This window comes from Pseudomonas monsensis, from assembly GCF_014268495.2.
Lineage (GTDB): Bacteria > Pseudomonadota > Gammaproteobacteria > Pseudomonadales > Pseudomonadaceae > Aquipseudomonas > Aquipseudomonas monsensis.
Map to the genome: position 1 here is coordinate 5,863,591 of NZ_CP077087.1, position 18,969 is coordinate 5,882,559.

Sequence of the window (18,969 nt, forward strand, 5' to 3'; positions counted from 1 at the left end):
ATTTCTGAGCTGCATGCTCCCACGGGACTTGTGCAACGCCAAGCGCACGGGCAAACTCTGCGGACTTTCGTTATAAGATTACATAACAAACTCTTCACTTTACTTCCTGGAGACCGCCATGCGTCGTCTGCTGCTCGCTTTGCCGTTTGCCCTGTTGCCGCTGGCCATTGCCCACGCGGCTGATGAGCATGACCACGATCATGAACACGGCAGCCTCGGTGCGCATGAACATGGCGTCGGCCGTCTGAATGCCGCACTCGACGGCCAGACTCTGGAGCTGGAGCTGGAAAGCCCGGCGATGAACCTGGTCGGTTTCGAACACGCCGCCACCAGTGACGCCGACAAGGCCAAGGTCGTGGCTGCTCGCACGAAACTGGAAAACCCGCTGGCTCTGTTCAACCTGCCCGCCGCTGCCGGTTGCAAAGTCGTCAGTCAGGAACTGGAAAGCCCGCTGTTCGGCGACAAGCCGGATGCCGACGATCACGACGACGATGAAGCGGACAAGGACGGGCATGAACATCACCACGACCACAGCGAAATCCACGCGCACTATCAGTTCAGCTGCGCCACGCCGGGGGCACTGAAGACCCTGGACCTGGCGAACATTTTCAATACCTTCCCGGCCACCCAGAAAATTCAGGTACAACTGATCAGCGCCAGCGGCCAGCAAGGTACTGAAGTGACGGCCAAGGCTGCCGCGCTGAAATTCTAAGCCTCACCGAAACACCCTTGTGGGAGCGAGCTTGCTCGCGAATGCGATTCGTCAGGCGCCTCTGGATTGACTGATCTACCGCTTTCGCGAGCAAGCTCGCTCCCACAGGGGTTATGCGTTCACCTCATGAAACTGGTGCCATGACCCAAGCACTTATCGAACTGTCCGACCTGGGCTTCAACTGGCCCGGTCACCCGCCATTGCTGGACATTCCGGCGTTTCGTCTGGAAGCCGGTGAAACCCTGTTCCTCAAAGGCCCCAGCGGCAGCGGCAAGACCACCCTGCTCGGCCTGCTCGGTGGCGTGCAAAAGCCCGGTCGCGGCAGCATTCGTCTGCTCGGCCAGGAGCTGACCGAGCTCTCCGCCGGCGCCCGCGATACGTTTCGCGTCGACCACACCGGCTACATCTTCCAGCAGTTCAACCTGCTGCCGTTTCTCTCGGTGCGCGAGAACGTCGAACTGCCCTGCCACTTCTCCAAGCTGCGTGCGCAGCGGGCGAAGCAACGTCACGGCAGCGTCGATCAAGCCGCTGCCACATTGCTCGCGCACCTGGGTCTGAAAGACGAAAGCATCCTCGGCCGCCGCGCCGACTCGCTGTCGATCGGCCAGCAGCAACGGGTCGCTGCGGCCCGCGCCTTGATCGGTCAACCGGAACTGGTGATCGCCGATGAACCGACCTCGGCACTGGATTACGACGCCCGGGAAAACTTCATTCGTCTGTTGTTCGCCGAATGCCGCGAGGCCGGCTCGAGCCTGTTGTTCGTCAGCCACGACCAGAGCCTGGCGCCGCTGTTCGACCGTCACCTGTCCCTGGCCGAACTCAATCGCGCCGCCACGTCTGCCGAGGTCTGAGATGTATCTGTTTCGTCTGGCCATGGCCAGCCTGGCCAACCGCCGCTTCACCGCCCTGCTCACCGCGTTCGCCATTGCCCTGTCGGTGTGCCTGCTGCTCGCCGTCGAGCGCGTGCGCACCGAAGCCAAAGCGAGTTTCGCCAGCACCATCAGCGGCACCGATCTGATCGTCGGCGCCCGCTCCGGCTCGGTGAACCTGCTGTTGTACTCGGTGTTCCGCATCGGCAACGCGACCAACAATATCCGCTGGGACAGCTTCGAACACTTCGCCAGCAACCCGAAAGTGAAATGGGCGATCCCGATGTCCCTCGGCGACTCGCATCGCGGTTATCGGGTGATGGGCACCACCGAAGCGTATTTCGAGCATTACCAGTACGGCCGCCAGCAACACCTGGCCCTGGCCGACGGTCGTGCATTTGCGACCGATCCTTTTGAAGTGGTGCTCGGTGCCGAAGTCGCCGAAGCGTTGCATTACAAGCTTGGCGACAAACTGGTGCTGGCCCACGGCGTGGCGGCAATCAGCCTGGTCAAGCACGACGACAAACCATTCACCGTGGTCGGCATTCTCAAGCGCACCGGCACCCCGGTCGATCGCACACTGCACATCAGCCTCGGCGGTATGGAGGCGATTCACATCGACTGGCACAACGGTGTGCCGGCGCGCGGCGACGGGCGCATCACGGCGGATCAGGCGCGCAACATGGACCTGACACCACAGGCGATCACTGCGTTCATGCTCGGCCTCAACAGCAAGATTTCCACCTTCGCCCTGCAACGCGAGATCAACGAATACCGTGGCGAGCCGATGCTGGCGATCCTCCCGGGCGTGGCCTTGCAGGAGTTGTGGAGCCTGATGAGCACCGCTGAAAAAGCGCTGTTCGTGGTCTCGTTGTTCGTCGTGCTGACCGGGTTGATCGGCATGCTCACGGCGATTCTCACCAGCCTTAACGAACGTCGCCGGGAGATGGCGATTCTGCGCTCGGTCGGTGCACGACCGTGGCACATCGCAAGCCTGCTGGTGCTGGAGGCCTTCGCCCTGGCGCTGACCGGGGTAATCGCCGGACTCGCGCTGCTATACATCGGCATCGCTGCGGCACAGGGTTATGTGCAGGCCAATTACGGACTGTATCTGCCGCTGGCGTGGCCGAGCGAGTATGAATGGACGCTGCTCGGTGGCATTCTGGCGGCTGCGCTGCTGATGGGCAGCGTGCCGGCCTGGCGCGCCTATCGCCAATCCCTGGCTGATGGCCTGTCGATCCGTTTATGAGGATGTTCACCATGCCCCGCGCCGTGCTTGCGCTGCTGTTGCTGGTTGCCCTGCCCGTGTGGGCAGCGGCGCCGAAAGACCTGACCTGGTCGGAGATGATTCCGCCGGACGCCGCGCCGGAAGTGCCGAACATGACGCCTCTGCACGACCTGTCGAAGATGAGTGATGCGCTGTCCGCCGAGTCTGCGCCTGCGGCCAAGCAGGACATGCCGAATGCGCCGGTGGTGCAGGCACTCGACGGGCAGAACATTCGTTTGCCGGGTTATATCGTGCCACTGGAAGTCAATGAAGAAGGACGCACCACGGACTTCCTGCTGGTGCCATATTTCGGCGCGTGCATCCATGTGCCGCCACCGCCGTCGAACCAGATCGTGCATGTGAAAAGCGAGTTGGGCGTGAAGCTCGATGAGCTGTATCAGCCGTATTGGGTCGAGGGACCGTTGCAGGTCAAGGCCTCGAGCAGTGAACTGGCGGATGCCGGGTATCAGATGGATGCCGACAAGATTTATGTGTATGAGCTGCCGGAGTAATTCCCGGTAGTTTTGTGCTGTTGCAATGACCCCTTCGCGAGCAAGCTCGCTCCCACAGGTTTCGGTGGTGACCATAAATTTTGTGGTCGACTCGATCAGTGTGGGAGCGAGCTTGCTCGCGAATGAGCCTTCAAAGGTTCCGCAAAAACCCGCCCCTTCACTGTTTCATTGAGCTGAGTCAAAAGACCGTATCAGTTGGCTTCATACCATAGGACATCAGACATTTTTAACGTCCTTTTGGAGCTCCCATGAACAAGTCCTTGCTCAGCGCCTCGCTGTTTGCCCTCGCGCTCGCAGCCCCGCTCGCCCACGCCCACGAAGCCGGCGACATCCTCATCCGCGCCGGTGCGATCACCGTCAACCCGAAGGCCGACAGCTCCAGCGTCAAGGTCGATCAGGGTCCGTTGAGCGGCACCAATCTGGGCGGCAAGGCGACCATGAGCAGCGACACCCAACTGGGCCTGAACTTCGCCTACATGCTCACCGACCACGTCGGTCTCGAGTTGCTGGCGGCCACTCCGTTTGAACATGACGTGAAGCTCAAAGGCACTGCATTGCCTGCGGCCAACGGCAAACTCGGCACCCTGAAACACTTGCCGCCGACCCTCAGCGTTGTCTACTACCCGCTGGATTCGAAGTCGCCGTTCCAGCCCTATGTCGGCGGCGGCATCAACTACACCTGGATCTATGACGAGCACGTCGGCAGCGAAGCCAGCGCCAATGGCTTCAGCAACTTCAAGGCGAAAAACTCTTGGGGTCTGGCCTGGCAGGTCGGCGCCGACTACATGCTGACCGACAACATCATGCTCAACGCCCAAGTGCGTTACATCGACATCGACACCCGTGCCACCGTCGAGAACAACGCGGTGGCGCCGGGCACACGCGCACGGGTGAACGTGGATGTCGATCCATTCATCTACATGGTGGGTTTGGGCTATAAGTTCTAAGTCGAGTTATCGAACGTTCACGTGGTGGTGAATGAGGCTTGGTGGTGAGCAGGCATTGAACTGACGGCGACCGCACGCAGTTGATCGGGGGACAACATCCCCTTGCCACAGGGATAGCGAGATTATTCCGGCCGTGAAAAAGGCGCCTGTCAAAGGGCGCCTTTTTCATGTCCGCTGGAAACCTCTGGCGTGAGCTGGATCTCCCCCTCACCCCAGCCCTCTCCCGAGGGAAAGGGAGCCGATTGGTATGTTCTTCAAACCTGCGCTCGACTCGGTATCCCACGTCGGCGTAACTCGAAAGACCGCATCGGTCAGTCCCCTCTCCCTATGGGAGAGGGTTAGGGTGAGGGGCGCTTTTCAGGAGCGACCGAGCAACCGTGCCAACCCCACGCTCATCGGCGTCTGCTGCGGCATCTTGAAGCGCTCCAGCAAGCGAGCATTGTTCGCTCGCGAGTGGCGGATATCACCGGAGCGCGCCGGGCCGTAGCTGATCGGCGGCAGCTCCCCAACCACCGCCTGCAGGGCGTCAAGCATCTGCTTGAGGCTCATCGACTGATTCCAGCCGACGTTGACCGCACCGACTGCCACTTCAGGCTTTTCGATCGCCTGTACCAGCAGCTCGACCAGGTCTTCGACATAAAGAAAATCGCGCGTCTGCTCGCCATCGCCAAACACGGTGATGGGCAGGCCTTTCTGCGCACGTTCGCTGAAAATGCTGATGACCCCGGAGTACGGTGAGGACGGGTCCTGTCGCGGGCCGAAGATGTTGAAGAAGCGGAACACCACCGGCTCCAGACCATGCTGGCGACGATAGAAATCGAAATAGTGTTCGCCCGCCAGTTTGTCGGAGGCGTACGGCGTCAGCGGGGCTTTGGGCGTGTCTTCATTGATCGACTCGCCCTCGCCGTTGTTGCCGTATACCGCCGCACTGGAGGCGTACAGCACGCGTTTGACCCCGGCCAGGCGCATGGCTTCGCAAACGTTCAGGGTGCCGATGAAGTTGCTCTGATGCGTCTTCACCGGATCATCCACCGACGCCTGCACCGAGGCCACGGCCGCCAGGTGGGCAACGGCACTGCAACCTTGCATCGCCCGGGCGACCAGCGCCGCATCGGCCACGTCGCCGACAATCAGTTCAACCCTGGGGTTATCCAGCGGCAAATTGCTGCGCTTGCCGGTCGACAGGTCGTCGAGCACTCGTACCGAATACCCGTGGGCGAGCAAGGCGTCGGTCAGGTGCGAGCCGATGAACCCGGCTCCACCCGTGATTAAAACAGTCCCTTCAGCCATGACGGTAAAACCTATCCAGTAAGGCCGGGAGCGCGGCGCGCCAGGCGCGCGGCTTGATCCCGAAGGTGTGCAGAATTTTTTTGCAGGCGAGCACCGCGTGTTGCGGCTCCTCGGCGGCATCCGGACGCGCGGCGTGGGCCTGGGCGGTCGGCGCTTCGATGGCCAGGGCATGCAGGCTGCGTGCTTCGGTCAGAATTGCCTGGCCCAGCGCCAGCGGTGTGGTCGCTTCATGGCCGGCGTAGTGATAAGTACCCCACAGCGGCGCCGCGCAATCGAGTTGCTTGAGCACGGAAATGATCACCCGCGCAGCGTCATCCACCGGTGTCGGATTACCCCGACGATCGTCGGCCAGCAACAGTTCTTCCGGCTGTTCGGCGCGAGCAAGGAAGCGCCCGAGAGTGCCGTCGGGGCTGTCATCGAGCAACCAGCCAAATCGTAGCAAAACGTGTTGCGGGCACGTGGCGCGCACACTTTGTTCGATCCGCCACAAGGCCTGACCGCGCAGCCCCAGCGGCACCGGTTCATCCTTTTCGCTGTATGCGGTGGCGCGCGAACCGTCGAACACCCGATAACTGGACGGCTGCACAAGGATGATGTTGTGGTGCTGGCACAGTTCGGCCAGCCGCTCGATGGCGCGTTCCTGCCCGGCCATACGGCTTTCGCTGACGGTTTCGGCCTGGAACCAGTCGAAATAGTAGGCGAGGTTGATCAATGCATCGGGACGGGTGTCGTCGAGCAGTTGTGTCAGGCTCGCGGCATCCCAGCCGTCTTCTGGCGGGCGGGGGGCGAGGAAACCGATGTCTTCCTCCGCACCGAGGCGAATCAGCGCCTGCCCAAGGGCATTTCCGCCGCCCAGTAACATAAGGCGCATTCGCATAGAGTCAGCAGGCCCAGTCTGATTGGAACGATGGCTTTAGCGACGGGACTTGTGGAACCGTCGTCGATAATTGCCGGAATCGTTGCATTTTGCGGGTTTAGTGCGCAACCGTCATCCGTAAAGTGTAGATCGCCGGGATTTGTGCCATGGCCACTGGCCTCATCGCCGGCCAGCCAGCTCCCACAGTCTGGGTGTGCGCCGCGATCCCTGTGGCCCTGAAGATCCGCGCAGATCCCGGCGGTACTTGCATCTTGCAGTCGCCGCCCGCATAACTTAAGCATGAATCTGCCCATCCCCAAGGACGTGGCCCTGGCAGGCTTTCACCCCGCCGTCAGCGCCTGGTTCAGCAAGACTTTCCCGACGGTCACCGCCGCCCAGGCCCGCGCTTGGCCGTTGATCCGTCAGCGCCGGTCGACCCTGATCGCCGCGCCCACCGGCTCCGGCAAGACCCTCACCGCGTTCCTCGCCGTGCTCGACGACCTCGTCCACCGTGGCCTGGAAAACCCCGACGGCCTGCCCGACGAAACCCTGGTGGTGTATGTCTCGCCATTAAAAGCGCTGTCCAACGACATCCGCATCAACCTGCAAAATCCATTGGCCGGGATTACCGGGCAATTGCGCCAACTGGGCCTGCCGGAGCTGGAAATCACCACCGCCGTGCGCACCGGTGACACCCCGCAAAAAGAACGCGCCGCCATGCGCAAGCACGCGCCGCACATTCTGGTGACCACCCCGGAATCGCTGTACGTGCTGCTCGGCTCCGAGTCCGGGCGCAAAATGCTCGGCACCACACGCACGGTGATTGTCGATGAGATCCACGCCATGGCCGCCGGCAAGCGCGGCAGCCATCTGTCCCTGAGCCTTGAACGCCTGCAGGCGCTGTGCGCCGAACCATTGACCCGCATCGGCCTGTCCGCCACGCAGAAACCGGTCGAGGCCGTGGCGCAATTTCTGGTCGGCCATGAGCGCTCCTGCGAGATTATCGACATCGGCCACGCCCGTCCGCGGGACCTGGACATCGAAGTGCCGCCGGTGCCGTTGTCGGCGGTGATGGCCAACGATGTCTGGGAACTGGTCTACGATCGCCTCGCCGAACTCGCCCGCGAACACCGCACCACACTGATTTTCGTCAACACCCGGCGCCTGGCCGAACGCTTGAGCCGGCATCTCAGCGAACGCCTCGGCAAACAGGCCGTGGCGGCGCACCACGGCAGCCTGGCCAAGGAGTTCCGCCTCGACGCCGAACAGCGGCTCAAGCGCGGCGAACTGCAAGTGCTGATTGCTACCGCGTCGCTGGAACTGGGCATTGATATCGGCGAGGTCGATCTGGTCTGTCAGATCGCCTCGCCGCGTTCGATTGCCGGTTTTTTGCAACGGGTCGGTCGTTCCGGGCACCAGGTCGGCGGCACGCCCAAAGGTCGCTTGTTCGCCACCACCCGCGACGACCTGATCGAATGCGCCGCCCTGCTCGACTGCGTGCGGCGCGGTGAACTCGACACACTGCACATCCCCGAAGCGCCGCTGGACGTGCTGGCCCAGCAGATCATCGCCGAAGTCAGTTGTCAGGAATGGCCGGAGGACGCCCTGCTGGCGATGTTCCGCAAGGCCTCGCCGTATCGCCATGTCGACGAAAAACACTATCAGGCCCTGCTGGCGATGCTCGCCGAAGGCTACAACGGTCGTCAGGGCATCCGCAGCGCTTACCTGCACCGCGACGCCGTCAGCCGCACTTTGCGCGGACGACGCGGGGCGCGCCTGACCGCCGTGACCAGCGGCGGCACCATCCCCGACAACGCCGATTACAGCGTACTGCTGGAGCCGCAAGGCCTGAGTATCGGCAGCGTCAATGAAGACTTCGCCGTGGAAAGCATCGCCGGTGATGTGTTCCAGCTCGGCAACACCTCGTACCGCATCTTGCGTGTGGAAACCGGCAAGGTGCGCGTCGAAGATGCCCACGGTCAGCCGCCGAGCATTCCGTTCTGGCTTGGCGAAGCGCCGGGGCGCAGCGATGAGTTGTCCGCGGCGGTGGCGCGCCTGCAAGCGACCCTCGACGACTTGCTCGGCGCCCGCCCCGGCGATCTGCAGCCGGCCCTCGACTGGCTGACACGAACGTTAGGACTGAACGCCGCCAGCGCCGAACAACTGGTGGACTATCTGGCCCGCGCCCGCCACACCCTCGGCGCCCTGCCCTCGCAGGACACGCTGCTGATGGAACGGTTTTTCGACGAGTCCGGCGGCACCCAACTGATTATCCATGCGCCGTTCGGCAGCCGCATCAACCGCGCCTGGGGCCTGGCCCTGCGCAAGCGTTTCTGCCGCACCTTCAACTTCGAACTGCAGGCGGCGGCCAGTGAAGACGCGATCGTATTGTCGCTGTCCACCAGCCACAGCTTTGAGCTCGATGACGTCTGGCGCTACCTGCACAGCAACAGTGCCGAGCACCTGCTGATTCAAGCGGTGCTGGATGCGCCGCTATTCGGCGTGCGCTGGCGCTGGAATGCCGGGGTGGCGCTGGCGTTGCCGCGTTTTACCGGCGGACGCAAGGTCGCGCCGCAATTGCAGCGAATGAAGAGTGAAGACCTGATCGCCAGTGTATTTCCCGACCAGATTGCCTGCCTTGAGAACCTCGCGGGTGAGCGGGAGATTCCCGAGCATCCGCTGGTCGAGCAGACCCTCGACGACTGCCTGCATGAGGCGATGGACAGCGAGGGCTGGCTGACCCTGTTGCGACGCATGGAGCAGGGCGACGTGCGTCTGATCAGTCGCGATCTGCCGGCACCCTCGCCATTGGCGGCGGAAATTCTCAGCGCCCGCCCCTACACCTTTCTCGACGATGCGCCGCTGGAAGAACGCCGCACCCAAGCGGTGATCAACCGACGCTGGAGCGATCCGCAATCGACCGATGATCTTGGTGCACTGGATGCCGACGCCATCGTCGCGGTGCGCGAAGAAGCCTGGCCGACGCCGAATTCTGTGGATGAAATGCACGAAGCGTTGATGAGTCTGGCGTGCCTCAGCGATGCAGAGGCGCAGGCCAATCCGGGCTGGCGGGAATGGCTCAATGCACTGGCCGCGAGCGGTCGTGCCTGCCACTTGCAGATCGTTGAAGAGCATTCACTGTGGCTGGCACGCGAACGCCTGACGTGCCTGCAAGCGCTTTATCCACAGGCCACGCTACTGACCCGCGTGGTGGACTTGCCCGGCTTCGATAACGCCTGGACCTTCGACGAAGCACTGGTCGAAGTGATCCGCGCACGGCTCGGCGCGTTCGGCCCGCTGCCGTTGCCCGCCATCGCCGAACCGCTTGCGCTGCCCGCCCCTCAGGTCCAGCAAGCCCTCGCTCGACTGGAACGCGAAGGGTACGTGCTGCGCGGCCAGTTCACCCCGGGACTGACGCACGAGGAATGGTGCGAGCGGCATCTGCTGGCGCGGATCCATCGCTATACGGTCAAGCGCCTGCGCCGGGAAATCGAGCCCGTGGCGTTGCAGGATTTCATGCGTTTCCTGTTCGACTGGCAGCACCTCTCGCCCGCCACGCGCGGTCAGGGCAGCGCAGTGTTGCCGGCAATTGTCGGCCAGCTCGAGGGGTATCCGGCGGCGGCTTCGGCCTGGGACAGCGACATTCTCCCGGCGCGCCTCAAGGACTACTCGCCGACCTGGCTGGATGATCTGTGTCGCAACGGCAAGCTGGTGTGGACGCGCCTCAGCGCCCGGCAAAAAACCAGTGGCACGGCATTGCGCAGCACGCCGATCGTATTACTGCCACGCAGTCAGGCCGGACTGTGGAGCGCACTGGCCGAGCAGACGCCGGCCAGCGAACTGTCAGCGAAAACCCAAAAGGTTTTTGAAGCCCTGAGTCAGCACGGCGCGCTGTTTTTCGATGAGTTGATTCATGAAGCACACCTGCTGCGCACCGAACTGGAAACGGCCCTGCAGGAACTGGTTGGCGCTGGCCTGGTGAACGCCGACAGCTTCGCCGGCCTGCGTGCCCTGATTACCCCGGCGAGCAAGCGCCAGCAGCGCAGCAGTCGACGTGGACGCGGCGCATTCGTCGGCGGCATGGATGATGCCGGGCGCTGGGCATTGCTGCGGCGCGGGCAGGCTGTGGATAACAACGAGACCCTGGAACACGTCGCCATGACCCTGCTGCGCCGCTACGGCGTGGTGTTCTGGCGGTTGCTGGAGCGCGAAGCGGACTGGTTGCCGAACTGGCGGGAATTACTGCGCACCTTCCATCGCCTGGAAGCCCGTGGCGAGATTCGTGGTGGACGATTTGTCAGCGGTCTGGCGGGAGAGCAGTTTGCCCTGCCCGAGGCGATTGCCTTGCTGCGCGAAGTTCGGCGGCGGCCACATGACGGCAGTTTGATTGCGGTGTGCGGGGTGGATCCGCTGAACCTGGCCGGGACGTTGTTGCCGGGGGTGAAAGTGCCGGCGCTGGCGAGTAATCGGTTGGTCTATCGGGATGGTTTGCCGGTGGCGGCGGAGATTGCCGGTAAGCAGCAATTTTGGCTGGAACTGGATCAGATCGCCATGGAACAGGTGCGCGGCAAATTGATCCGGCACTGAGGGTGTTTGGGCTCGCGAAAGGGCCGGCACAGCTCCACAAAATCTTGCATCAAGTCCGCGATTCCTGCGGCAACTCAGTCGCCACCAGCGCCCCCTCCTCCTGCCTTTTGGGCAACAAAACCTGCTGTGGATAAGTCTGCGCGAAATGCACCACCGGGCTGTTATCCACAAGCTTCTTCAAACGCTGGTTGAATGCGCGGCTCACCGCATATTGCCCACCCGACACGGTACGGAACTGCGCTGTCAGCACCACGCCGTTCAAATCCATCTTGTCCACGCCAAACACATCCAGCGGGCCTTGCAGGTTGTACTTGAGGAATGGGTCTTCGCGGATCGAATCGCCGGTCTCGCGGATCAGCTCGATCGCCTTGTCCACGTCCGTGTCGTAAGTGAACTGCACCGAGAAAAACGCAAAGGCAAACTGCCGCGACTGATTGGTCACAGCCTTGATCTGGCCGAACGGCACCGAGTGCACAAAGCCTTTGCCGTCACGCAGGCGCAGGGTGCGGATGGTCAGGCCTTCGACCGTGCCGGCATGCCCGGAATCGAGCACCACCCAGTCACCGATCGACAGGGTGTCTTCGATGATGATGAACAGCCCGGTGATCACGTCCTGCACCAGTTGCTGCGAACCGAAACCGATGGCCAGACCAACCACCCCGGCACCGGCCAGCAATGGCGCCACATTGATCCCCAGATTGGCCATCGTGGTGATCGCGCAGATCACCACCAGGATGATTTTGATCGCGTTGCGCAGCAGCGGCAGGATGGTTTTTACCCGGGTGCTGGGCTGGCGCGCCCCGCGCTTGTTAAGCGGGGGTTTCAGGGCTTCCTGAATCGCCGTGTCGAGCACCACCCACAACAGCCATGTCACCAGGAAAATCAAACCGATGCTGCTCAAGGCGTTGCTGATGGCCCGGCCGACCGTGCTGCTCTGGGCGAAATCGAGCAGTGACACGCCCCAGATCCGCCCGAGAATATCAATGAACGCGATGGCGATGACGATCCGCAGCAACGCGTGTAGCAGGCTGAGAAAACGCTCCTTGTAGGCGCTGCGGCGCTGGATGGCTTCGGCCTTTGGTGACTTGAACAGGTGCTGCAGGATCGTGCTGAGGAACACCGTGCCGATCAGCAGCACGGTGGTGAACAACGCGCAGCGCAGGGCTTTCTGGTTGTCCTCACCGATGCCGATCAGATTAATCGCCGACACCAGCACCATCAGCACAATCGGCCAATACCACAACCCCGAGAAAATCCGCAGCGACTCCTGCAACGACGGTTGTTTCAGGCGTTGCGCCAGCGGTCGGTTGCGGATCAGATGCGCCACTGGCCGGCGCAGACGAATCACCAGCAGGCCAAAGATGATCGAGGCGATCAGCCCGGTGAACACCGCGACGCTGCTGGTGATGTTGCCACCCAGTTGCCGGGCGATTTGCGGGCTGGTCAAGGCGTCGCTGAGGGCCGCGAGGAAACCGATCAGGAACAGCGGGGGCGGACAGTAATTGCGGATGATCCGCGCCGCCGGGCGCTTATGGCCGACGTTGAACATCACCACGACGCACAACAGCATCGAGGTGGAAAAAATACCGCTGCTGGTGGCGTAAGCCAGACACAACGCCAGTGCACGCCCGACCGAGGCTTGCAGAAAATGGCTGACGTACAGGGTCAAGGGCAGGCAGATCAGCGCCGGCAGCGTGTACGGCAGCAGATAACCGAGCAGATCCTGACTGCGCTGGCGCGTGCGTAACCAGCGGCCTTCGCGCAGGCGTTTGGCCAACAGACTGCCAAGCACGGTCAGCAGGGCAAACGCGCCGAGCCAGACACCGGACAACATCAGGAAATCGCCGGCGACACGCCAGCCCGAGCGATTCGAAGGGTGGTTGACCAGTCTGTCGACTTCATCCGCTGCCCGATCGGCACGCAGGCGCCAGGCATCGACCAGATGTTCATTGAGATCGAGTTTGTCCTGCACATCGTCGATGCTGGAACTGATCGCCCCGAGCAGACCGCCCTGCACAATCGGTTCGGCTTTGGCCGGTTCCTCAGCGGTGGCCGGAACGCCCGGCAGCGCGGCGGCTTCGAGTTCGCTGGCGCCAAGAAACAGCAGTGCTCCCAGCAAAATGGCGATCCTGAACTTGATCAAAACTCCGCTCTCCCGATGGCTGAACCTGTAAGGAACTGATCGGTGAATGGCGGACAAGTTCGGTTTTTGCCTGAATCCTCATATTCAAATCCCGCATTCCCCTGTGACGAGGGGATTTATCCCCGTTGGACGGCGAAGCGGCGCCAAAACCTGAATCTTCAATCTCCTGCCAGACCGAGTCGTGAGGTTTTACGACAGCTGCGCAGTCGAACGGGGGTAAATCCCCTATCCACAGCGTTCACACCCATCCAGGGATATTTGCGCTGCCGGCAAATATCAAATGCCCGCACCCGTATTTTTCCGCACAAGCCAAACCCCGACACTGCGCTCCATCCAATCAAATCATCCTGGAGTGCCGTGATGCCCATTGCCTTGCTCGCGCTGACCCTCAGCGCTTTCGCCATCGGGACGACCGAGTTCGTCATCGTTGGCCTGCTGCCTACCATTGGCGCCGATCTCGGCGTCAGTCTTCCCTCCGCCGGTTTGCTGGTGAGCCTGTACGCGCTGGGCGTGGCCATCGGTGCGCCCGTGTTGACCGCGCTCACCGGCAAGGTCCCGCGCAAGCTGTTGCTGCTGTCGCTGATGGTGCTGTTCACCCTCGGCAACCTGCTGGCGTGGATGGCGCCAAGTTATGAATCGCTGGTGCTGGCGCGGATCGTCACCGGTCTGGCCCACGGCGTGTTCTTCTCCATCGGCTCGACCATCGCCACCAGCCTGGTGTCCAAGGAAAAAGCCGCCAGCGCAATTGCGATCATGTTCACCGGCCTCACCGTGGCATTGGTCACCGGCGTGCCGCTGGGTACGTTCATCGGCCAGCATTTCGGCTGGCGTGAAACTTTCCTCGCCGTGTCGGCGCTGGGCGTGATTGCCTTTATCGGCAGCCTGATCTACGTGCCGAGCAACATCGCCCACAGCAAACCGGCGTCGCTGCTGCAACAACTGCAAGTGCTCAAACAACCGCGTCTGTTGCTGGTGTACGCCATGACCGCGATCGGCTACGGCGGCTCGTTCATCGCCTTCACTTTCCTCGCGCCGATCCTTCAGGACATCTCGGGCTTCAGCGCCAGCACGGTGAGCCTGGTGCTGCTGGTGTATGGCGTGTCGGTAGCGGTCGGGAATATCTGGGGCGGCAAGCTGGCGGACAGACGCGGGCCGATCAGCGCCCTGAAAATCATCTTCGCCCTGCTCGCGGCCGTGTTGTTCGTGCTGACCTTCACCGCCGCCAATCCCTGGCTGGCACTGGCCACGGTATTGGTCTGGGGCGCAGTAGCGTTCGGCAATGTGCCGGGGCTGCAAGTGTATGTGGTGCGTCAGGCTGAACATCACACGCCGCAAGCCGTGGATGTGGCGTCGGGGCTGAACATTGCTGCGTTCAACCTCGGGATTGCCGGCGGGGCGTGGGGCGGTGGCTTGATCGTTGAACACATCGGCCTGATCCACACGGCGTGGATCGGTGGTCTGGTGGTGTTGGTGGCGTTGGCCCTGACTGCCTGGAGCGGTCGACTGGATCGCCTCGGCCCGACCTATGCCGAAAGCACTTCGCGCATCGTCACCGGCCACTGATTCAACACCTGTGCCCTTGTCGAGGGGGCACTTGTGGGAGGGGGCTTGCTCGCGAATGCGGGGTATCAGTCGCGATCAACGCTGACTGCCCCATCGCCTTCGGGAGCAAGCCCCCTCGCACATTGTTTTTCGTGGAGCGCGCAAAAATGTACCGTCCGTAACGCCACCGAAACTTTCCCGAACCGCCCACAGTCATCAACACACACAGGCTGTACGAGGACTGACTACGGGAGGGCGACATGGCAACGATTCACATCGGTATTTCCGGCTGGCGCTACGCTCCGTGGCGCGGGGATTTCTACCCCAAGGGACTGGCGCAGAAACGTGAATTGCAGTTCGCATCGCGGGCGGTCAACAGCATCGAAATCAATGGATCGTTCTACGCCCTGCAACGGCCCGAACGCTACGCGCAGTGGCACGCCGAAACGCCTGACGACTTCGTGTTCAGCGTCAAGGCGCCGCGCTTCATCACCCACATTCGCCGCTTGCGCGACATCGAAAAACCGCTGGCGAACTTCTTCGCGTCCGGGGTGCTTGAACTCAAGGAAAAACTCGGCCCGATCCTCTGGCAGTTTCCGCCCAACTTCAAATACGAGCCGCAGCGCTTCGAACACTTTCTCGCTCAACTGCCCCACACCCCTGAAGCTGCCGCCGCCCTCGCCCATCAACACGATGCTCACCTGCACGGCCACGCCAGCCTCAAGGCCTACGGCAAAAAAGCGCTGCGCCATGCCGTGGAAATCCGCAACGACAGCTTCATCGACCCGGACTTCGTGCGCCTGCTCAAACGCCACAACACCGCGCTGGTGATCGCCGACACCGCCGGTAAGTGGCCGTACCGCGAAGACCTCACCAGCGACTTCGTCTACCTGCGCCTGCACGGTGCCGAAGAACTCTACGCCAGCGGCTACACCGCGCCGGCCCTCAAGCGCTGGGCCGAGCGTATCGAAGCCTGGCACCACGGCCGGCAACCGCAAGATGCGCATCTGATTGCCCCGCGACTCAAGCCGCGCGCACGTAAATCCCGGGAAGTGTTTTGCTACTTCGACAACGACATCAAAGTCCGTGCGCCCTACGACGCGCGTAATCTGCTGCAGCGTTTCGGGCTCGATAACGACCTCGCCACCGCCCCCGGTGAAAGCGCCGCAGAAGGAGTGTTGCCATGAGCATTCCTGAACCGGTGGGCTTCACCGATGAAGGTTCGGTGGTCGCGCCGACGGTGCGCACTTTCACTGTACTGACGGTCAACACCCACAAGGGCTTCACGGCCCTCAACCGGCGCTTCATCCTGCCGGAACTGCGCGAAGCGGTGCGCAGCGTCGCCGCCGACGTGGTGTTCCTCCAGGAAGTCCACGGCACCCACGAACATCACCCCAAGCGCTATAGCAACTGGCCGACGATGCCGCAGTATGAATTTCTCGCCGACAGCCTTTGGCCGCAGTTCGCCTACGGGCGCAACGCGGTGTATCCGGAGGGCGATCACGGCAATGCGCTGTTGTCGAAATTCCAGATCATCCGCCACGACAACCTCGACGTCTCGATCAGCGGCCACGAGAACCGCGGCCTGCTGCACTGCGTGCTGCGCCTGCCCGGTGACGGGGTCGAGGTGCATGCGATCTGCGTGCACCTGGGCCTGCGCGAAAGCCACCGCAACGCGCAGTTGAAGCTGCTCGGCCAACGCCTTGCGGAACTGCCGGACGATGCCCCGGTGATCATCGCCGGCGACTTCAACGACTGGCGCCAGCGCGCCGATGCGCTCCTCACACCCTGGGGCCTGCGCGAGGTCTTCGCCGAGCATCACGGCAAACCCGCACGCAGCTTTCCGGCGCGCCTGCCGACCCTGCGGCTCGACCGCATTTACGTACGCAACCTCAAGGCCCGCCAGCCAAAAGTCCTGGCGAACCGGCCCTGGTCACACCTTTCCGACCACGCCCCTTTATCGGTGGAGATTGAATTATGAACAGCGCACCGCTGGAGAAATCCACCGTGGAACCGATCAGCATCGCCCCGCCCGTGCGCGAGCCCGGCCAGGTTGACGTCGAGTACAGTTGGCAAGGCAATAACCGTGTCGAACTCCTGGAAAACGGCGAAGAATATTTTCCCCGGGTGTTCGACGCCATGCGTGCGGCGAAAAGTGAAATCCTGCTGGAAACCTTCATCGTTTTCGAAGACAAGGTCGGCGCAGAGTTGCAGCAGATCCTGATCGACGCGGCACAGCGCGGCGTGCGCACCACCGTCAGCCTCGACGGCTTTGGCTGTGGCGAGTTGACCACCGCTTATCTCGCGGCCCTGAGTGATGCGGGCGTGCACCTGCAGATGTTTGATCCGGCGCCCAAGCACCTGGGTTTTCGCACCAACTGGTTCCGCCGCTTACACCGCAAAATCGTGGTGGTCGACGGCCTGGTTGCGTTCATTGGCGGGATCAATTTTTCCGGCGATCACCTGGCCGACTTCGGCCCCGAAGCCAAACAGGATTATGCCGTGCAGATTCAGGGCCCAGCGGTTGCTGACCTGCATCACTTTGCTCTGGTGCAAAGCGGTCGCCCCGGACGCGCACGCTTCTGGTGGCAGCGTCGGCGCCAGCGTCGCGCAGACATGGCCTTCAGCGACCACGACGGTCAGGTGCGCCTGGTCTTTCGCGACAACGATCAGCACCACACCGATATCGAGGACGTGTACTTGCAGGCACTGCGCCGGGCCAAACACCGGGTGGTGATCGCCAACGCCTACTTTTTCCCCGGCTACCGTCTGCTGCGCGAGATCCGCAATGCGGCGCGGCGTGGTGTCGATGTGCGGCTGATCCTGCAAGGTCAGCCCGACATGCTGGTGGCCAAACTCGCGGCGCGCATGACCTACGACTACCTGCTCAAGGCCGGCGTGCAGATCCACGAGTATTGCCAGCGACCGCTGCACGGCAAGGTGGCGCTGGTGGACGATGAATGGAGCACCGTCGGCTCGAGCAATCTCGACCCGCTGAGCCTGTCGCTGAATCTGGAAGCCAACGTGCTGATTCGCGATCGGGAATTCAATCAGCATTTGTTCGAGCGCCTCGAAGACCTCAGCCAGAACCACTGCAAGGCCATGGACGCCGACATGTCCCCGCGCGGACGGATCTGGCACATGACCGTAGGTTTTCTGGTGTTTCACTTTCTGCGGCACTTCCCGGCGATGGCCGGTTGGCTGCCGGCGCACAAACCACGGCTCAAGCCGTTTCGAGGTGGCCAGTCATGAGCCACTCCGAAGCACACTCGACAGGCCACGCCGCGCCAGCGACTCACTCGAAATGGAGCCGCTGGAAACGCCCACTGACGCTGTTGTTTTTCCTCGCGTTGATCGTCTTGCTGACGCTGTTCGCCACCCGTATCGAATGGGCCGAAGTGCTGCAAACCCTCGCCGACTTCAAGGTGCGCACACTGATCATCGCTGCCGGCCTGACCTTGCTGAGTTTCCTGACTTACGCCAGTTTCGACCTGATCGGCCGCACCTACATTCGCCAGGACCTGACCTGGAAACAGATCCTGCCCGTGGGGATCATCAGTTACGCGTTCAACCTCAATCTCAGCGCCTGGGTCGGCGGTATCGCCATGCGGTATCGGCTGTATTCGCGCCTGGGCGTGAGCAAAGGCAACATTGCGAAGATTCTCGGCTTGAGCCTGGCGACCAACTGGTTCGGCTACATGACCATTGCCGGTGTGGTGTTCAGCAGTGGCCTGGTGCGCATGCCGCCGGGATGGAAACTGAGCAGCGATGCATTGCAGGGCGTCGGTATCCTATTGCTGCTGATCAGCGCCGGGTATCTCGCGGCGTGTCAGTTTTCCAAGCGCCGCGAGTGGTCGATTCGTGGGGTGGAAATCAACCTGCCGTCGCTGCGCATGGCCGTGCTGCAACTGTTGCTCGGTGCCTTGAACTGGTCGCTGATGGCGGCGGTGATCTTCACCCTGCTTCCGAGCAAACTGGATTATCCGCTGGTACTGGGCGTGTTGTTGATCAGCGCGATTGCCGGGGTCATCACCCACATACCGGCGGGGCTGGGTGTGCTGGAAGCGGTGTTCGTCGCGCTGCTGCAACATGAAGCATCACGCGGCAGCCTGGTGGCGGGATTGCTGGCATACCGGGCAATTTATTTTCTGTTGCCGTTGCTGATTACGGTGGTGATGTATTTGCTGGTGGAGGCCAAGGCGAAGGCCTTGCGGATCGAGAAGAAACCTTCCTGAGGTTTTTTT

General features: G+C 62.2%; 14 protein-coding genes. 11 read left to right on the forward strand and 3 right to left on the reverse strand.

Annotated features, from left to right (window positions below; all coding sequences use genetic code 11):
* Window positions 1–118 precede the first annotated feature (118 nt).
* From HV782_RS25930 to HV782_RS25950, 5 genes are all read left to right on the forward strand, one after another.
* Window positions 119–712, forward strand: coding sequence for a DUF2796 domain-containing protein (locus HV782_RS25930; protein WP_186746102.1), 594 nt, complete (start codon window positions 119–121; stop codon window positions 710–712).
* Window positions 713–852: 140 nt separating this feature from the next.
* Window positions 853–1,563 (forward strand): ABC transporter ATP-binding protein, encoded by a 711-nt coding sequence (locus tag HV782_RS25935; protein WP_123463742.1) that lies wholly within the window; start codon window positions 853–855, stop codon window positions 1,561–1,563.
* 1 nt (window position 1,564) lies between these two features.
* Window positions 1,565–2,830 (forward strand): ABC transporter permease, encoded by a 1,266-nt coding sequence (locus tag HV782_RS25940; protein ID WP_123463740.1) that lies wholly within the window; start codon window positions 1,565–1,567, stop codon window positions 2,828–2,830.
* An 11-nt stretch (window positions 2,831–2,841) separates the two neighbouring features.
* On the forward strand, window positions 2,842–3,360 hold the full coding sequence (locus HV782_RS25945; protein WP_123464141.1) for a DUF3299 domain-containing protein: 519 nt from the start codon (window positions 2,842–2,844) through the stop codon (window positions 3,358–3,360).
* Between the two features lie 248 nt (window positions 3,361–3,608).
* Window positions 3,609–4,307, forward strand: coding sequence for an OmpW/AlkL family protein (locus HV782_RS25950; RefSeq protein WP_007910962.1), 699 nt, complete (start codon window positions 3,609–3,611; stop codon window positions 4,305–4,307).
* A gap of 357 nt (window positions 4,308–4,664) precedes the next feature.
* Here HV782_RS25950 and HV782_RS25955 read toward each other — a convergent pair whose 3' ends face one another.
* Complete coding sequence (locus tag HV782_RS25955; RefSeq protein ID WP_128614493.1) at window positions 4,665–5,597, reverse strand: NAD-dependent epimerase/dehydratase family protein; 933 nt, start codon at window positions 5,595–5,597, stop codon at window positions 4,665–4,667.
* Window positions 5,590–6,474 carry a sugar nucleotide-binding protein gene (locus HV782_RS25960; RefSeq protein WP_123463735.1) on the reverse strand — a complete coding sequence of 295 codons (885 nt, stop codon included), beginning with the start codon at window positions 6,472–6,474 and terminating at the stop codon, window positions 5,590–5,592. Before HV782_RS25960 ends, HV782_RS25955 begins: the two co-directional genes overlap by 8 nt.
* A gap of 279 nt (window positions 6,475–6,753) precedes the next feature.
* Between HV782_RS25960 and HV782_RS25965 the strand changes: the two genes are divergently transcribed.
* Window positions 6,754–11,040, forward strand: a complete 4,287-nt coding sequence (locus HV782_RS25965; RefSeq protein ID WP_186746100.1) for a DEAD/DEAH box helicase — start codon at window positions 6,754–6,756, stop codon at window positions 11,038–11,040.
* Between the two features lie 49 nt (window positions 11,041–11,089).
* On the opposite strand, the gene HV782_RS25970 is transcribed toward HV782_RS25965, so the two are convergent.
* Window positions 11,090–13,183, reverse strand: coding sequence for a mechanosensitive ion channel family protein (locus tag HV782_RS25970; RefSeq protein WP_186746098.1), 2,094 nt, complete (start codon window positions 13,181–13,183; stop codon window positions 11,090–11,092).
* 360 nt (window positions 13,184–13,543) lie between these two features.
* Between HV782_RS25970 and HV782_RS25975 the strand changes: the two genes are divergently transcribed.
* From HV782_RS25975 to HV782_RS25995, 5 genes are all read left to right on the forward strand, one after another.
* Window positions 13,544–14,746, forward strand: a complete 1,203-nt coding sequence (locus tag HV782_RS25975) for an MFS transporter (RefSeq protein WP_128615432.1) — start codon at window positions 13,544–13,546, stop codon at window positions 14,744–14,746.
* A gap of 239 nt (window positions 14,747–14,985) precedes the next feature.
* Entirely contained in the window at window positions 14,986–15,912 is a 927-nt protein-coding gene (locus HV782_RS25980; RefSeq protein WP_186746096.1) for a DUF72 domain-containing protein, read from the forward strand.
* Window positions 15,909–16,706 (forward strand): endonuclease/exonuclease/phosphatase family protein, encoded by a 798-nt coding sequence (locus HV782_RS25985; protein WP_123463726.1) that lies wholly within the window; start codon window positions 15,909–15,911, stop codon window positions 16,704–16,706. The genes HV782_RS25980 and HV782_RS25985 overlap by 4 nt, the downstream gene beginning before the upstream one ends.
* A complete protein-coding gene (gene clsB / locus HV782_RS25990; protein ID WP_186746094.1) occupies window positions 16,703–17,977 on the forward strand; it encodes a cardiolipin synthase ClsB in 1,275 nt (424 codons plus the stop codon). Before HV782_RS25985 ends, clsB begins: the two co-directional genes overlap by 4 nt.
* Window positions 17,974–18,960 (forward strand): lysylphosphatidylglycerol synthase domain-containing protein, encoded by a 987-nt coding sequence (locus tag HV782_RS25995; protein ID WP_186746092.1) that lies wholly within the window; start codon window positions 17,974–17,976, stop codon window positions 18,958–18,960. The genes clsB and HV782_RS25995 overlap by 4 nt, the downstream gene beginning before the upstream one ends.
* Window positions 18,961–18,969 lie beyond the last annotated feature (9 nt).

Excerpts from the sequence above, each read along its gene's own strand:
- HV782_RS25930 (WP_186746102.1), top strand. The coding sequence starts at position 119 with ATGCGTCGTCTGCTGCTCGCTTTGCCGTTTGCCCTGTTGCCGCTGGCC.
- HV782_RS25935 (WP_123463742.1), top strand. The coding sequence starts at position 853 with ATGACCCAAGCACTTATCGAACTGTCCGACCTGGGCTTCAACTGGCCC.
- HV782_RS25940 (WP_123463740.1), top strand. The coding sequence starts at position 1,565 with ATGTATCTGTTTCGTCTGGCCATGGCCAGCCTGGCCAACCGCCGCTTC.
- HV782_RS25945 (WP_123464141.1), top strand. The coding sequence starts at position 2,842 with ATGCCCCGCGCCGTGCTTGCGCTGCTGTTGCTGGTTGCCCTGCCCGTG.
- HV782_RS25950 (WP_007910962.1), top strand. The coding sequence starts at position 3,609 with ATGAACAAGTCCTTGCTCAGCGCCTCGCTGTTTGCCCTCGCGCTCGCA.
- HV782_RS25955 (WP_128614493.1), bottom strand. The coding sequence starts at position 5,597 with ATGGCTGAAGGGACTGTTTTAATCACGGGTGGAGCCGGGTTCATCGGC.
- HV782_RS25960 (WP_123463735.1), bottom strand. The coding sequence starts at position 6,474 with ATGCGAATGCGCCTTATGTTACTGGGCGGCGGAAATGCCCTTGGGCAG.
- HV782_RS25965 (WP_186746100.1), top strand. The coding sequence starts at position 6,754 with ATGAATCTGCCCATCCCCAAGGACGTGGCCCTGGCAGGCTTTCACCCC.
- HV782_RS25975 (WP_128615432.1), top strand. The coding sequence starts at position 13,544 with ATGCCCATTGCCTTGCTCGCGCTGACCCTCAGCGCTTTCGCCATCGGG.
- HV782_RS25980 (WP_186746096.1), top strand. The coding sequence starts at position 14,986 with ATGGCAACGATTCACATCGGTATTTCCGGCTGGCGCTACGCTCCGTGG.
- HV782_RS25985 (WP_123463726.1), top strand. The coding sequence starts at position 15,909 with ATGAGCATTCCTGAACCGGTGGGCTTCACCGATGAAGGTTCGGTGGTC.
- clsB (WP_186746094.1), top strand. The coding sequence starts at position 16,703 with ATGAACAGCGCACCGCTGGAGAAATCCACCGTGGAACCGATCAGCATC.
- HV782_RS25995 (WP_186746092.1), top strand. The coding sequence starts at position 17,974 with ATGAGCCACTCCGAAGCACACTCGACAGGCCACGCCGCGCCAGCGACT.